Genomic DNA, 15,484 nt, shown 5'->3' on the forward strand with positions numbered 1-15,484 from the left:
CCGCGCCGGGGCCGTAACCGGTTCGCACCGTCGCCGATGCGTACGATGGAGCTCGTCCGACCCCCCGCCTTCCTCCACCCGACTGGGAGTTCCGTCGTGCAGACCCCGCCCCCGACGACCGGGCGCGTCATCGTCATCACCGGTGCCATGGCGGCAGGCAAGTCGACGGTCGCCCAGTTGCTGGCCGCCCATCTCGAGCGGTCGGCCCACGTTCGCGGCGACCTGTTCCGGAAGATGATCATCAACGGACGGCACGACCTCACCCCGCAGCCGGATCCGCAGGCGGTACGACAGCTCTCGCTGCGTTACGACCTCGCCGCACACACTGCCGATACCTATGCCGGTGCAGGTCTGGACGCCATCGTGCAGGACGTGATCATCGGTGAGCACCTGGCCTCCTTCATCGACCGGATCCGTACCCCGGAGCGATTCCTGGTGGTGCTGTCGCCCAGCGTCTCGGCCCTGGAGTGGCGCGAGGAACAGCGACAGAAGGCCGGCTACGTGCACTTCTCCCCCGGTGCCCTGGACAACCAGTTACGGCAGCAGACGGCACGTATCGGCTACTGGCTGGACTCCTCGGCGCAGACGCCGGAGGAGACCGTCGAGGACATCTTGACCAACCTGGAGAAGGCCCGGGTCTGAGCTCTTCGGCCCACCGACGAAGTCCGGGTGCGGTCACCGGCTCAGCGCACCACCTCGCGATGGCCACCGTCGATCCGGCGGGTCCAGCCGCGCCGGTCCAGATGCTCCAGCAGCGGGATCGCCACCCGCCGGGTGGCCCCCAGAGCCTGTCTGGCCTGGCTGGTGGTGAAGGGCTGTGACAGTCCCTCCAGGGTCCGCATCGCCAGCGCCGGGGCGTTCGGCAGCACCACCACGGCATCGGTCAGTCGCAACAACCGCCCCCGGTGCTCGGCGGCGGCCAGTTCTCGCGTACCGATGCCCTCAGCGGTCAGCTGATCGGCCTCGGGAGCGTCGAACGGATGGCTGGCCAGCCGCTGTTCGATCCGCCGGAGGGCCTGTTCGGCCTCACCCATCCCGGTGTGGTCCGGGTCGGCGACGTAACCCCCGGCCAGCTGCAGCGACCCGGCGCGATCGGTCACCGTGGCGAGCAGGGACGGGTCGGGCAGTCCCAGCAACTCGATCGCCGCACCCTGGGACAGGCCCGCGGCCAGCGGATCGGATCGGTGGCCTTCGACCACCGCGTCACGCAGCTTCCGGCTCGCCGCGCTCAACCAGTCCTCGTCCAACCACCACGGCCCCACGTCGACCACTCCGGCCGGTGGCGGTCCGTCGGCACCGGTGACCCCCAGCAGGACGAGTTCGGAGCGGGCGACCACCCCACGACGCCGCACCTCGGCCCGGGCGTCGACGGCGCTCGCCCCTGCGGCCAGGGCGTCTGCCCTGCGCGCGGCGTCGCCTCGTCGGGTGAACTGCGGCGGGTCGACGTCCAGCACCACCGCGCCGGCGATCCGGGCACTGCCCGGATCCCGCAGGACCACCCGGTCCCCCGGAGCCAGTGGCAGGCTGCGTTGCAACCGCACCCGGGCGAACTCCCGGGCCAGGGGCCGCAGCGCCACCCCGACCGCGGCAGTACCCAGGTGCAGGGTCGGTGATTCGGGAAGGTCGGCGAGCTCGACACCGCTGACCAGCCGCAGGTCGACCAGCTCGATCGGTCGCCAGGCACCGGGGCTCAGCAGTTGTTCACCCCGCGCGATCCCCTCGGCCCCGACCCCGCGCAGGTTCACCGCCACCCGACTCACCGGGAGCGCCCGCTCGATCGGATCGTTCTCGGTCTGCAGTCCGCGCACGGTGACCGGGGTGATCCCCCGTTCACCGTGCAGGTCCAGGCGGTCGCCGACCGCGATCGAACCGGACTGCAAGGTCCCGGTGACCACGGCCCCGGCGCCGGTGATGGTGAACGCCCGGTCGAGGAAGAACCGCAGGCGACCGGCCGGCGACGGTTCGGGGGTACGGCTGAGCATCGCGTCCAGGGCACCGCGCAGTTGCGGCAGGCCGTGGCCGGTGGGCGCGGCGACCTCGACCAGGCCTGCTTCGGCCAGTCCGGTACCGGCGAACTCGGCACGGATCCGTTCGCTCACCTCCGCGATCCGATCGGTATCCACCCGGTCGGTACGGGTCAGCGCGATCACCCCGTGTTCGATCCCGAATGCGGCCAGAGCGTCACGGTGTTCACTGGACTGGGCCTGCCAGCCGCCGTCGGCGGCGACCACGAACAGCACCGCACCGACCGGGCCGAGTCCGGCGAGCATATTGGTGACGAACCGTTCATGACCCGGGACGTCGACATAGGCGACGTCGATGCCCGAGGGAAGGCTCGCCCAGGCGAAGCCGAGGTCGATCGTCAGCCCGCGTCGTCTCTCCTCTGCCCAGCGGTCGGGCTCGATCCCTGTCAGGGAACGGATCAAGGTGCTCTTTCCATGATCGACATGCCCCGCCGTCGCGACCACACTGTGCCGGCGCGAAGGCCCGGAGGACTTGTCGATCATGGTCTCAGTTCCGAGGCAGGTTGCCGATCGCGGTCTGCACGGCCAGCAGCAATCGTTGATCATCTTCTTCCGGCACGCAGCGCAGATCGACCAGACAGGCATCGTCGTGCACCCGGGGCAGGACCGCCGGTTCCCCGGTCCGCAGCAGTGGCGCCGCCGCCACCGGCAACTTCAGCGCCCAGCCGGCCAACGGGTGCCCCGGGGCGCCACCACCCCCCACCCGGCCGTCATGGGTGAGGACCGGCACCTCGAGTTGTGCGGCCAGTGCCGCGGTACGGTCCCGCAGGCGCGCGGGGTCGGCATGCAAGGCCCGCCGGACCGGCGGCTGCGGACCCCGCAGCGTCGCCTCCAGTGCGGCCAGAGCCAGCTTGTCCGCGCGTACCGCCCGGGCGAGCGGGTGCCGGGCCAACTGGGCGATCAATTCCTTGCAGCCCAGCAGGATCCCTGCCTGCGGCCCGCCGAGAAGTTTGTCGCCACTGGCGATCACCAGCTCCGCACCGGCCGACAGCGCGGTGGTCGCATCCGGCTCCTCGGGCAGCAGGGGATCGGCGGTGAGCAACCCGCTGCCGAGGTCGGCGATCAGCGGCACCCCCGCCTGCCGGGTCAGCGGTGCCAACTCGGCAAGATCGACACTGCTGGTGAAGCCCTGCACCCGGAAGTTGCTGGGATGGACCTTCAGCAGACAGCCGGTCTGCGGTCCGATCGCCTCGGCGTAGTCGGCCGGATGGGTACGGTTCGTCGTCCCCACCTCGTGCAACCGGGCACCGGTGGAAGCGATCAGGTCGGGCAGCCGGAAGCCGGCGCCGATCTCGATCAGCTCACCCCGGGAGATGATCACCTCGGCCCCGGAGGCGAGCGCTGTCGTTGCCAGTACCAGGGCAGCCGCACCGTTGTTCACGATCAAGGCGTCCTCGGCGACCGGGCAGGCCTCCAGCAGGGCCCGTCTGGCACCGGCCCCGCGCTGTGCGCGGGCACCGGAGACCAGATCCAGTTCCACGTCCACGTACCCGCTCGCCTCGGCGACCGCCCGGGCTGCGGCCGGTGACAGCGGAGCCCGACCGAGATTCGTGTGGATGATCACGCCGGTGGCGTTCAGCACCGGGCGCAGGCTGCACACCCGCAGGGATTCGAGCTCCGTGAGCAGTTCCTGGCGTACCTGTTCGGGGGTGATCTCACCGTCGCGGGCGCGTTGCTGGGTACGCCGGACCAGTGCCGAGACCGCGGCCTCCCCCAGTTCGTCGAGGGCCGAACGCAGTTCGTCGAGGGCCAACAGCTCATCGGTCCGGGGGATCCGACGCCGCGGGTCGCGCTGATCCATCGGTCTCCTTCGGCGCTCGGCTCGATCGTGGCGGAGGCGGACGGGAATCGAACCCGCCAGACCGAGATGCTCGGCCTCACCAGTTTTGAAGACCGGGGGGACCACCAGGAACCCAGACGCCTCCGCGTGGCCCCACGCTAGCGAACACCCCGGATCGCTGAGCGTCGGTCCGCCGGACCTATGCTCGATCCATGCAGACCACCGAGCTCGACGCCATCCGCCTGACCGGGTACGCCTCCGGCGGCGGTTGTGCCTGCAAGATCCCGCCCGGTGAACTGGAGCAGGCGGTCGCCGGGCTCACCGGTCAGCACGGTGACGACATCATCGTCGGCCTGGACGACGGTGACGACGCCGCCGCGGTCCGGGTACGCGAGGACCTGGCCGTGATCTCCACCGCCGACTTCTTCACCCCGGTGGTCGACGACGCCTACGACTGGGGCAGGATCGCCGCCGCCAATGCCCTGTCCGATGTCTACGCCATGGGCGGTACGCCAGTGGTCGCGATCAATCTGGTCGGTTGGCCGCGGGAGAAGCTGCCGCTGGAGCTGATGACCCGGGTGCTCCAGGGCGGGCTGGACATCGCCGCCTCGGTGGGCTGCCCGGTGATCGGCGGCCACTCGATCGACGATCCCGAACCGAAGTACGGCATGGCGGTCACCGGTACCGCCGCCCCGGACAGGCTCTTGCGCAATGACGCCGGTCGACCGGGGCTGCCGATCACCTTGACCAAACCGATCGGCGTCGGCCTGCTGAACAACCGGCACAAGCGCACCGGCGAACGCTTCGAGGCGGCGATCGAGACGATGACCACGCTGAATGCCGACGCCTCGGCAGCGGCCCTGGCCGCCGGCGCGGTCTGCGCCACCGATGTCACCGGCTTCGGCCTGCTGGGGCACCTGCACAAGTTGTGCCGGGCCTCCGGGATCGGTGCGGTGATCGAAGCCGGTGCCGTACCCCAGGTCGACGGCGCCGAGCAGGCGCTGCGTGACGGTTATGTCTCCGGCGGCACCCGCCGGAACCTGGACTGGGTACGCCCCCACCTGAGCGCCGGGGCGGGTGTCGAGGAGGACGATCTGCTGCTCCTCGCCGATGCCCAGACCTCCGGCGGCCTGCTGGTCGTCGGTGAGGTGCCCGGGTACCCGGTGATCGGTGAGACGGTCGCCGGCTCCGGCATCGCTGTCGCCCGATCCGGTTCAGCCGGCGGTGGTGATCGAATCGTCGACCACACCCTCGGCCCGCCGCTTGGCCAACCGCCGCTTCTGCGGCACCACCGTGTAGCGGGGGTCCTTGGTCGACTCCAGACCGGCCTCGAAGACGCCGAACCGGGTCAGCGTGGAAGCCGCGACCAGGGCCGCACCCGACAGCACCGCGGTCGGCCGCCACCCGCCGCCGAGCAGGGCACCGATCCCGCCGAGGATGGCCAGCCGCTCGCTCCAGCGCAGCATCGCGCCGGGATGACCGTGGTGCAGCGGCTCGGCCGCGGTCGGATCCATCTGCGACTCCGTCCAACGCATCGCCACGACATCACCGAGCACCCCGAGCACCGCCAGGGCCCGGGCCGGCCGGGTCTGCGCGGTCGGCGTGGTGATCATCGCCAGGCCACTGGCGGCCAACGAGGCCGAGGAGACGAAGACGAACGGCAGGTCACGATGCATCGCATTCCAGGTGGGTACGGCGGTGTCGGACAGCAGCACCGCGGTGTAGGCGGCCAATGGCGTACCCATGATCCCGGCCTCGACCCCAGCCGGCCCCTCGAGGAGCTGCAACAGCTTCCGCAAGGGCCCGAGTGGGACACGTTCACCACTCAGTCGGTCCAGTTCGGCCACGGCGGTGATGCCGGCGCCGGCACCGAAGCTGGCGAGGATCCAGGAGCCGACGCTCATCGGTGAGGTCACCTTGAAGGTACGCAGCATGTTGTAGAACCGGTCCGGTCGGCCCAGGTCGGCCACCAGCGCGGCGCCGCCGACGATCACCGCGCCGAGTGCGGAGAGTCGGGTGTTGCGCCGCAGCTTCGGCAACCCTGCGATCTGCGCGCCGAGCCCGAGCAGCCCCGACCCGCCGGCGATCCCGCCGAGCACCAGGTAGGCAGCCACCTCATGACCCCACGGCGGCGCCTTGACCACCGGTTTGTCGTAGTAGGAGGCGAACTCGACATCGGGAACCATGAAGGCCTCCCGGCTGCCGTCGCCCCCGCCGCCCCAGCCGCGTCGCGGTCCGCGCCTGCGGCGGCGTCTGCGCCGGGGCGGTTCGGGTGGGCGGGTCTCGTCGAACGGTGAGCTGCTCATCGCCCGCCCACCACGAAGGCGGTGGCCGCGGCGGCGAGCATCCCCAGTGCCGCCAGACCTGCCCGCTTGTACATACTCGGCAGGTCGGCGGTGCAGACCCGCGGATCCGGCGGCAAGCCGTAGACCTCAGGTTCGTCCAGCAGCAGGAACACCGATCCGGTGCCGCCGACGCCGTCGAGCTCATTGGCACCGTAGAGCCGGGCCTCGGTCATTCCCTGCCGATGCAGGGTGGCCACCCGTTCCCGGGCCTGGTCGACCAGATCGTCGTGGTCACCGAACTTGATCGAGGTGGTCGGGCAGGTCTTGGCACAGGCCGGGGTCTGATCATCCAGCAGCCGGTCGTAGCACAGGGTGCACTTCTGGGCGACGCCGCGTTTGGGTACCTCGGGCTGCTCACCCTTGCGTTCGCCACTGCGCAGGGTCGGCGCAGCCGTACCGTCGGAGCGCCGTTCGACCACACCGAAGGGGCAACCGGCGACGCAGGTGCCGCAGCCGTTGCAGACATCGTCCTGGATCACCACGGTGCCGAACTCGGTACGGAACAGCGCACCGGTCGGGCAGACGTCCAGGCAGCCGGCGTGGGTGCAGTGTTTGCACACGTCCGACGACATCAGCCAGCGGAACTCCGGGGTGTCCGGTGGCGTGATGTCGGTGCTCGACAGATCGGACAGACTGCCCAGCTCGGTCAGCGGCGGCGCCATGGTGGCAGTGGCCGTGGCGGGTTCGGGTTCGGTCTCGGCGGGCCGGATGCCCGGCATCCCGAGGCTGACCAGTCTGCGGCCGGATTCCTTGGCCTCGGCGATCCGTTCCGCCCCCTGCTCGATGAATGCCACGTGGCGCCAGGTGCTGGCCCCCAGGGAGACGGTGTTGTCGTACGACATACCGGTCAGGTCCAGATCGCCGTCGCGGGGGTTGTGGTTCCACTCCTTGCAGGCGACCTCACAGGCCTTGCAGCCGATGCAGATGGAGGTGTCGGTGAAGAACCCCTTGCGTGGCTGCGGGTGCTCCCAATGGGCGTCGGTGGCCGGATCAGTGGGGCCGCTGAACTGATGTCCCATCGTCTGCACCTCCTCCGGGCTGCGGGTCGGTCATGGTCTCGTCCCTCATCCTTGCGTACCACCCTCGACCTCGGGCATCGGCCGCTGCGTGCCGTCGGGCCTGCCGACATCGTCCTCGTCGCCGTGCCGGGAGTTGTCGGTATCCACGCTCACCCGGGCCTGCTGCCGATAGGACTCGACCAGTTCCTCCAACGCTGCACCGCGCGGACGACGGCCGGGCACCACCGCACAGGAGGCCACCTTCGACTCCTGGATCTGCGCATTCGGGTCCAGGGCGACCCCCAGCAGGTCGTTGGTCGCATCCCCGGAGACGATCGCGTCGGTACCCACACCCCAGTGGTACGGCAGACCCACCTGATGCACCTGTCGGCCGTTGATCGTCAACGGCTGCATCCGATCGGTCACCAGCACCCGGGCCTCGATCGCCGAGCGCGGCGAGATGATCGTCGCCCAGCCGGCGTTCTCCAACCCGATCTCGGCCGCCAGCTCCGGGGAGACCTCACAGAACATCTCCGGCTGCAGTTCGGCCAGGTACGGCGACCAGCGGCTCATGCCGCCGGCGGTGTGGTGTTCGGTCAGCCGGTAGGTGGTGAAGACATGCGGGTAGACACCGACCCCGTAGTCGCCGGCGCTCGGCGCACCGAGGTTGTCGGTCCGGGCGAAGGTGACCCGGGCCGGTGCCTGCTGCTGGTTGTACAGCGAGTTGACGACCGGGGACTCCTGCGGTTCGTAATGCGCCGGCAGCGGACCGTCGACCAGACCCGACGGCACGTAGAGCCAGCCCTTGCCGTCGGCCTGCATGATGAACGCGTCGTCACCGTCGAGCGCTGCCGGACCGCCCTTGTCCAGGTCACCCTTGGCGCCGGGGGCCCGTTCGACCACGAAATCGGGATTGTCGTGCCCGACCCAGCGCTGCGTCTGCTCGTCCCACCAGATGTAACGCTTGCGTTCGCTCCACGGTTTGCCCTCGGGGTCTGCCGAGGCGCGGTTGTAGAGGATCCGCCGATCGGCCGGCCAGACCCAGCCCCACTCGCGCTGGGCAGGGGTGTCCCCACCGTTCGGGACCCGGCGGGCGGCCTGGTTCTCCCCGCCGGTGTAGACCCCGGTGTAGATCCAGCAGCCGCCGGAGGTCGAACCGTCGGGTTGCATCTCGACGTAGTTGGTCAGGTGCTGCCCGGCCTTCTCCCCGGTGAGGAACTTGCCGTTGATCTCGCTCAGGACGGCCTCGGGATCGGGGTTGCCGTGGGCGTCTGCCGGATAGTCCCAGGTCAGGTCCAGCAGCGGCCGGTCCCGGGGATCGGTGGAGCCGGCGAGTTTGGCCCGGATCCGTACCCCGAGTTCGTGGAAGAAGTCGAGTTCGCTCTCGGCCTGGCCGGGCGGGCGCACCGCCTGGTGGCGCCACTGCAGCATCCGTTGGGTCTGGGTGAAGGAGCCGGCCTTCTCCACATGGGTGGCGGCGGGCAGGTAGAAGATCTCGGTGCCGATCTCGGTGGTCTTCAACTCACCGGACTCGATCTCGGGTCCCTCCTTCCACCAGGTGGCGGATTCGATCATGTTCAGGTCGCGCACGACCAGCCACTTCAGGTGCGACATCGCCATCCGCTGCTGCCGGCCGTTGGCCGAACCGACTGCCGGGTTCTGGCCGAGTACGAAGTACCCCTCGACCTCGTCGTTCAGCATCGCGACGGTCGTCTGGTACGTACCGTGCGCACCGGTCAGCTTCGGCAGGTAGTCATAGACCCAATCGTTCTCGGCCGTCGCCGCCTCACCGAACCAGGCCTTCAACAGATTCACCGCATAGGTCTCGGAGTTGGCCCAGAACCCCTTCTGCTGTTTGGATCCGATCGCCTCCACCCAGTCGGCGAAGGTGTCGTGACGACCGGCGATCGGCATCGGCAGATAGCCGGGCAACAGGTTGAACAGGGTCGGGATGTCGGTCGAGCCCTGGATGCTGGCGTGTCCTCGCAGGGCCATGATGCCCCCGCCCGGACGACCGACATTGCCCAGCAGCAGCTGCAGTACTGCGGCGGTGCGGATGATCTGCACACCGAGGGTGTGCTGGGTCCATCCGGTGGCGTAGCCGATGGTGGTGGTGCGTTCGCGACCGGAGTTGGCGGCGATGGTCTCAGCGATCCAGGCGAACTCGGCGGGCTTGATGCCGCAGAGTCGTTCGACCATCTCCGGGGTGTAACGGGCGAAGTGTCGTTTGAGGATCTGGAAGACGCAGTTCGGGTCGGTCAGGGTCTCGTCCCGCAGCAGACCGACCTTGCGTTGCTGCTCCGGCGTTTCGGGAAGGTCCTCGGAGGTCGCGTAGCTCCAGGTCTTCGTGTCGTACTGACCGGTCTCGGGGTTGTAACCGGAGAACAGCCCGTCGAGGTCCTCGGTGTCCTGGTACTCCGGGTTGATGATGGTCGCCGCATTCGTATAGGCGAGCACGTAGTCACGGAAGTACAGCTCGTTGCTGATCATGTGATTGATCAAGCCACCGAGCAGGACGATGTCGGAACCGGCTCGGATCGGTACGTGCCGGTCGGCGACCGCAGAGGTACGGGTGAAGCGCGGATCGATGTGCATCACGGTCGCGCCGCGCAGCTTCGCCTCGGTGACCCACTGGAAGCCGACCGGGTGCGCTTCGGCCATGTTGCCACCCATGAGCAGGATGCAGTCGGAGTTGGCCATGTCCTGCAGGGATTGCGTGGCGCCACCGCGCCCGAAGGAGGTCCCCAGACTGGGAACCGTGGCGGAGTGTCAAATACGCGCCTGGTTCTCGATCTGGATCGCCCCGGCGGCAGTGAACAGTTTCTTGATCAGGTAGTTCTCTTCGTTGTCCAAGGTGGCCCCGCCGAGGGAGGCGATCGACATCGTGCGCCGCAAGGGGCGCCCTTCGTCGTCGGTGTCCTGCCATCCGCGGCGACGCGAATCGATGAACCGCTGAGCGATCATGTCGATCGCGGTGTCGCGGTCCAGATCGGTCCACTCGGTGGAATACGGCGCCCGGTACCTGATCCTGGTCTGCCGCAGCGGGTTGTTCACCAGTTGCTCACTGGACGATCCCTTGGGGCAGAGCCGTCCGCGGGAGATCGGCGAGTCCGGATCGCCCTCGATGCCGATCACCTTCTCGTCGGCCACGTAGACCTTCTGCCCGCAGCCGACGGCGCAGAACGGGCAGACACTCTGCACGACCCGGTCGGCGGTCTTGGTCCGTGGGGTGATCCGGCGGGTGTGGGCGGACTGGACCGCCGGGCCACGCCCGAGCTTGTCACCGCCGCGAAGTTGCCGCAGAACCGGCCACTCCAGAGGACTCCACGCCATGGGCCGAGGCTACTACCCGCTTCGCCGTGCCGTCGCGCAGGTGGGCCGAAACACTTCCTGCGCGGGTGCGGTCCGCCAACAAGACAAACGTCACACTCGATTACCGTGTCCGCCCGGAATCCGCGGAACCGCGGGCCGGCCGGCCGACGGGACCCGATCGAGTGTGACGTTTGTTTTGTTGGTGCCTGGTGGGGACTGACCGGGGGCGGGATAGTATCTCGACATCAAGATACTTGGAGGGATGATGATTCACCACGTCCAACTCGCATCGCCACCCGGTTCGGAGGAACGCAGCCGACGGTTCTTCGTCGATCGGATCGGCCTCACCGAGGTGGCGAAACCTGCCGCGCTGGCCGGCCGGGGTGGCTGCTGGTTCACCGGCCCGGGGGTTGCGGTGCATATCGGCACCGAAGCGGGTTTTCGCCCCGCCCGGAAGGCGCATCCTGCGATCAAGGTTCCCGATCTGGACCGGTTGCATGCCGAGTTGACCGATGTCGCGGCGACCACCGCCATCGATGACACCGAACTCCCCGGTCACCGCCGCTTCTACACCTGTGATCCCCATGGCAACCGCCTGGAGTTCCTGGCCGAACTGCCGCACCGCTGGACGCTCGGTGAGGGTTGCATCGTCCGCCGTGCCACTGTCGCCGATGTGGCAGCGATCGTCAGCCTGCTCCGCGACGATGTCCTCGGTTCCAGCCGGGAGGCCGACGATCCGGACCTCTACGCCGAAGCGTTCCTGGAGATCGATGCCGACCCGCGCCAGTTCCTGGCCGTCGTCGAGGACCCGTCCGGGTCGGTGATCGGCACCTGCCAGTTGACCTTCACCACCACCTTGTCCCGGCAGGCTGCGACCCGGATGAGCATCGAGGCGGTGCGGGTGGCGAACGCGGTACGCGGATCCGGAGTCGGGAAACGGTTGATCACCTGGGCGCTGGATCAAGGCGTGCAGCGCGGCGCAACCCTGGCCCAACTGACCACCGACCGCACCCGGGAGGATGCGCATCGGTTCTACCGGTCACTCGGGTTCAACGACACCCATCACGGGATGAAGCTGGCACTGCCTCCCAGCTGAGTCGAGCACCTTTTGGGCGAAACGGGGCGCGCCACTCGATGCCTGGCAATGCAGGGCGCCTCTCAGCCGAACCACGGCTCCTCCGCCTCGGCATAGGTACCGTCACTCTGCGCTTCGGTCAGCCAGGCGTCGACGGTGTCGCGCCACTCCGGGTCGTCCTCCGGCAGCAGGTAGCCGTTCTCGAAACTCGTGAACGGCTGATCGGGATTGACCGCACACAACACCCCTTCGTGTTCATGGGCCACCCACTTGGTCTCCGAGGCATCGGTGACCATGACATCGGCCTCACCATCCACGATCTGGTCGAAGATCGTGTTGTTGTCGTCCCACTTGATGATCTCGGCATCGGCGAAGTTCTCGTCCGCGAACGCCTCGTTCGTACCGCCCACCGGGGTGATCACCCGAACACCGGGCTGATTGATGTCCTCGATCGTCTGGAATCTCTCGGCGCTCTCGCAGGTGGTGATCGGCGCCTTTCCGTCCTCCACGGTGGGCTCGCTGAAATCGACCTGCTGGTCCCGCTCGTCATTGAACGAGATTCCGCCCATCGCGATGTCACAGTCACCGTCGGTGATCGACCCCACGAGCTCGGACCAGGAGACCTGGACCAGTTCCCGTTCCACGTCCAAGGTTTCGGCGAGGTCCTCGGCCAGGTCCAGGTCGATGCCACTCCAAGACCCTGTTTCGGGGTCGCGGTAGGTGTAGGGCCGGTAGTCCCCGGTGGTGCAGACGCGAAGCGTGTCAGCACTTCGGACCTCGGCCAGTGTGCCCTCGGGCTCTGTCGACGGCTGCTCCGTCACCGCCGGCGGCACAGGTGCCGTACATGCGCCCATGGCCATAATTCCGAAGAGGACGAACGGTGCCGTCCGGGTGATGCGTCGCATCCGCCCATCCTGATGCAAACCGCCCTCGCTTGCCGGTGAAACCGGCGGAAAGCACCGGAACGAGACTGTCAGGCTCTGCGCAGAACGGCAATCATGAACCCCTCGGCTCCCGTCCAGGGGCGCAGGTCCCAGGTGCTGAGCAGCAGCTCCCGCTGCAATCCGACGGCATCGAGATCGTCGAAGAAGTCGTGGACGCGATATCCCCGGTCGGTGCCGAAGCCGATCACGAGCCTGCCGTCGGGAGCCAACCGGTCGCGGAGTTGTCCGAGCGCGGCCCGACGCAACCCCGGTGCGACGAAGGTGATCACGTTCCCGGCCGAGACCTCGAGGTCGAAGACCTGATCGGCCAGACCAGCACAATGATCGAGATCTGCCAGGTCTCCGACGTACCACTCCGCGTCCGGGTGGTCGGAGAGTGCCACCTCGATCAGGACCGGATCGAGATCGATTCCCACCACCCGGTGACCAAGGGCGGCGAGCCGACCGCCGGTACGTCCGGTGCCACAGCCGGCGTCCAGGATCCGGCTCCCCCGGGCCGCCATCGCATCGATCAACCGGGCTTCACCGTCGAGGTCGTGCCCGTCGGCACGTAGTTGCACCCAACGCCGGGCGTAGCGCTGCGAATGCTCCGGGTCCTTGGCCAGGATCCGCGACCACAGATGGGTACGGTCGGCCCCGGTGCTGTCCTCGTTCGGCTCGTCCACCCGGCGATTCTCCCGCGTACCCGCCGCCGGCACCAGCCGACTCAACCGAGGTCCAGGATCTCCTGGGCTACCCGGTCGGCGGCCAACTCGGGCACCCAGTGGCCGACTCCCGGCAATTCCACGAACCGGTAGGGGGCATCGACGAAATCCCCGCAGCGCTCGGCCCCGGCGCGCCGCAGGGCCGTGTCGTCGGCGCCCCAGAGGAAGGTCGTCGGCAGTGTCACCGGACCGAGGTCGCGGTAGTCGCGCATGGCCCGGTACCAGTTGAGCGCACCGGTCAAGGCGCCCGGCTCCAACAGGCAGTGCAGATGCGCCTGGGCGAGGTCGGCGGGCATCGGCTCGTACATGGCACGCAGGCGGCGGGCACCTTCTGCCGACAGGACGTCCTCGGCCTTGCCCTCGATCCGGAACAGTTTCATGTACGCCGAAGCCTGCTGCTGTTCGGCGTCGTGGCGCAGCGCCCAGCCGAAGGCAGCAGGATGGGGTACGGAAACGGCGACCAGGCGGTCCACCCTGTCGGGATGCCGGACGGCCACGAACCAGGCGACGATGGCCCCCCAGTCATGGCCCCCCAAGGTCACCTGCTGAATCCCCAGCGCATCCAACAGCCCGATCACGTCGTCGACCAACGCATCGACGTCGTAGTCGTCGACGGCCGCAGGTCGCGCCCCCGGGGAGTACCCCCGCTGGTCCGGCGCGATCACTCGTCGGCGCTGTGTAACCAAGGCCGGGATCACCTCGCGCCAGGCGGCCTTGGAGGCCGGGAACCCGTGCAGCAGCAGCACCGGTGCTCCGTCGGGCGGTCCGGCGAGATCGGTGCGGAAGGTGAAGCGGCCGACTCCGATCTCGTCCTCGGTGACGTCCATGGGCCTCAGGGTACGCCGCGGTCCGGATATGAGTTCGCGCCCCCACGCCGGACGCAGATGACGGCGGCAGGGTCATCCCTGCCGCCGTCACTGGGCATTCCGCGCGCTCGGATCAGCCGAGGTCGACCTCACCGACTGCTTCACCCTTGCGGGCAGCGCGGGCGATCAGGTAGAGGATGACTCCGACCACGATGTAGCCGCCGGCGATCAGCCAGGTCGTTCCCGACTGCTGGGTCAGCAGCACCACGCTGGCGACCAGCGCCAGGACCGAGACGACCCGCGGACAGGTGAAGTGCTTGTGGTCGACCTTGTCCTTCTTCAGCACCAGCACCGAGATGTTGGCGGAGATGAAGACCAGCACCAGCAGCAGCACCGTGGTGTCGGCCAGGGTTCCGACATCGCCGACGAAGCTCATCCCCAAGGTGGCGGCGCCGACCACCAGGATGGCGACCCACGGGGTACGGCGCAGCGGCGCGATCTGACCGAAGACCTTCGGCAGCAACTTGGCTTCGGCCAGGCCGTAGGTGGCCCGGCTGGCCATCACCATGAACAGCAGCGCGCCGTTGCCGATGGCCACCAGGGCGATGATCGCGAACAACCACTGCGGGAAGGCGATGCCGGAGTAGTTGATGACCTCCAGCAGCGGCCCCTCCGACCCGGCCATGACATCGGCAGGTACGACGATGCCGGCGCCCAGGGCGATCAACAGGTAGACGACACCGGCGGTCAGGATGGCCCCGAACAGCGCCCGCGGGTAGGCCCGTGAGGGCTCCTTCACCTCTTCGGCCATGTTCGCCGCCGCCTCGAAGCCGAGGAAGCTGAAGAATGCGGTGACCGAGGCGGCGAAGGCACCTGACAACGGGGAGACCCCGTCCGGCATCGAGGCGAAGGTGACGTTCTCCAGGCTGCCGACCCCGCCGCCGAAGGCGATCGCGGCGACGATGATCACGATCAGCAGACCGGTCATCTCGATCAGGGTGGCGACCACATTGGCCATCAACGACTCCCGCACACCGCGCAGGTTGATGATCACCAGCAGGACGATGAAGACGATGGTCACCGGGACCGAGGGAATCGACGGCACCAACGCCTGGAAGTAATCACCGGCGAAGGCATTGGCCAGCGCAGCCGAGGTGGTGATGCCGGAGGACAGCATCATGAAGCCGATCAGGAAGGTGACGAAGGGCATCTTGAAGGCCCGTTCGGCATAGCGTGCGGCCCCGCCGGCGTGGGGGTACTTGGTGATCAACTCGGCATAGGTGCCCGCGGTCAGCAAGGCCAGCACGAGGGCGATCAGCAGCGGCATCCACAATGCACCACCGACATCGGCGGCCATCGTGCCGACCAGGGTGTAGATGCCTGCACCCAAGGTGTCGCCGACGATGAAGAAGAACAACAGCAGCGTGGTGATACTCCGCTTGAGCTTGGTATTGGTTTCGCCGTGCTCGCTGGTTTCAGTCTCAGCCATGGCGCAC

The 15,484-nt window shown here is 68.3% G+C and carries 10 protein-coding genes, 1 tRNA gene and 2 pseudogenes; 3 read left to right on the plus strand and 10 right to left on the minus strand.

From position 1 onward, the window contains the following. Positions 1-96 precede the first annotated feature (96 nt). Positions 97-642: an AAA family ATPase gene (locus CLV29_RS10065; RefSeq protein WP_243831823.1), complete on the plus strand. Its 546-nt coding sequence runs from the start codon at positions 97-99 to the stop codon at positions 640-642. Between the two features lie 41 nt (positions 643-683). On the opposite strand, the gene selB is transcribed toward CLV29_RS10065, so the two are convergent. From selB to CLV29_RS10080, 3 genes are all read right to left on the minus strand, one after another. Then, positions 684-2,507 (minus strand): selenocysteine-specific translation elongation factor, encoded by a 1,824-nt coding sequence (selB, locus tag CLV29_RS10070; protein WP_133754746.1) that lies wholly within the window; start codon positions 2,505-2,507, stop codon positions 684-686. A 4-nt stretch (positions 2,508-2,511) separates the two neighbouring features. Then, positions 2,512-3,825 carry an L-seryl-tRNA(Sec) selenium transferase gene (gene selA / locus CLV29_RS10075; protein ID WP_133754747.1) on the minus strand — a complete coding sequence of 438 codons (1,314 nt, stop codon included), beginning with the start codon at positions 3,823-3,825 and terminating at the stop codon, positions 2,512-2,514. Between the two features lie 28 nt (positions 3,826-3,853). After that, positions 3,854-3,949, minus strand: a tRNA-Sec gene (locus CLV29_RS10080). A 67-nt stretch (positions 3,950-4,016) separates the two neighbouring features. Between CLV29_RS10080 and selD the strand changes: the two are divergent. Beyond that, positions 4,017-4,940: pseudogene (gene selD, locus CLV29_RS10085) on the plus strand (selenide, water dikinase SelD); the annotation flags it as partial. 78 nt (positions 4,941-5,018) lie between these two features. On the opposite strand, the gene nrfD reads toward selD, so the two are convergent. From nrfD to fdh, 3 genes and pseudogenes are all read right to left on the minus strand, one after another. Continuing rightward, a complete protein-coding gene (nrfD, locus tag CLV29_RS10090) occupies positions 5,019-6,110 on the minus strand; it encodes an NrfD/PsrC family molybdoenzyme membrane anchor subunit (protein WP_133754748.1) in 1,092 nt (363 codons plus the stop codon). Next, positions 6,107-7,168 (minus strand): 4Fe-4S dicluster domain-containing protein, encoded by a 1,062-nt coding sequence (locus tag CLV29_RS10095; RefSeq protein ID WP_133754749.1) that lies wholly within the window; start codon positions 7,166-7,168, stop codon positions 6,107-6,109. The genes nrfD and CLV29_RS10095 overlap by 4 nt, the downstream gene beginning before the upstream one ends. A gap of 117 nt (positions 7,169-7,285) precedes the next feature. Next, a pseudogene (gene fdh / locus CLV29_RS10100) lies at positions 7,286-10,480 on the minus strand (formate dehydrogenase); the annotation flags it as partial. Positions 10,481-10,721: 241 nt separating this feature from the next. Between fdh and CLV29_RS16865 the strand changes: the two are divergent. Continuing rightward, a complete protein-coding gene (locus CLV29_RS16865; protein ID WP_243831824.1) occupies positions 10,722-11,555 on the plus strand; it encodes a GNAT family N-acetyltransferase in 834 nt (277 codons plus the stop codon). A 62-nt stretch (positions 11,556-11,617) separates the two neighbouring features. On the opposite strand, the gene CLV29_RS10120 is transcribed toward CLV29_RS16865, so the two are convergent. The 4 genes from CLV29_RS10120 to CLV29_RS10135 all read right to left on the minus strand — a co-directional run bounded on the left by CLV29_RS10120 (position 11,618) and on the right by CLV29_RS10135 (position 15,477). Beyond that, positions 11,618-12,439, minus strand: a complete 822-nt coding sequence (locus CLV29_RS10120) for a transporter substrate-binding domain-containing protein (RefSeq protein ID WP_208292837.1) — start codon at positions 12,437-12,439, stop codon at positions 11,618-11,620. A gap of 68 nt (positions 12,440-12,507) precedes the next feature. Continuing rightward, positions 12,508-13,143, minus strand: coding sequence for a class I SAM-dependent methyltransferase (locus tag CLV29_RS10125; protein WP_243831825.1), 636 nt, complete (start codon positions 13,141-13,143; stop codon positions 12,508-12,510). 41 nt (positions 13,144-13,184) lie between these two features. Beyond that, positions 13,185-14,009: an alpha/beta fold hydrolase gene (locus tag CLV29_RS10130; protein WP_133754752.1), complete on the minus strand. Its 825-nt coding sequence runs from the start codon at positions 14,007-14,009 to the stop codon at positions 13,185-13,187. Positions 14,010-14,121: 112 nt separating this feature from the next. Then, the gene (locus CLV29_RS10135; RefSeq protein WP_133754753.1) at positions 14,122-15,477 is read right to left on the minus strand and encodes an APC family permease; all 1,356 of its coding nucleotides are present in this window, start codon (positions 15,475-15,477) and stop codon (positions 14,122-14,124) included. Positions 15,478-15,484 lie beyond the last annotated feature (7 nt).

The sequence above is a fragment of the Naumannella halotolerans genome (assembly GCF_004364645.1).
GTDB lineage: Bacteria > Actinomycetota > Actinomycetes > Propionibacteriales > Propionibacteriaceae > Naumannella > Naumannella halotolerans.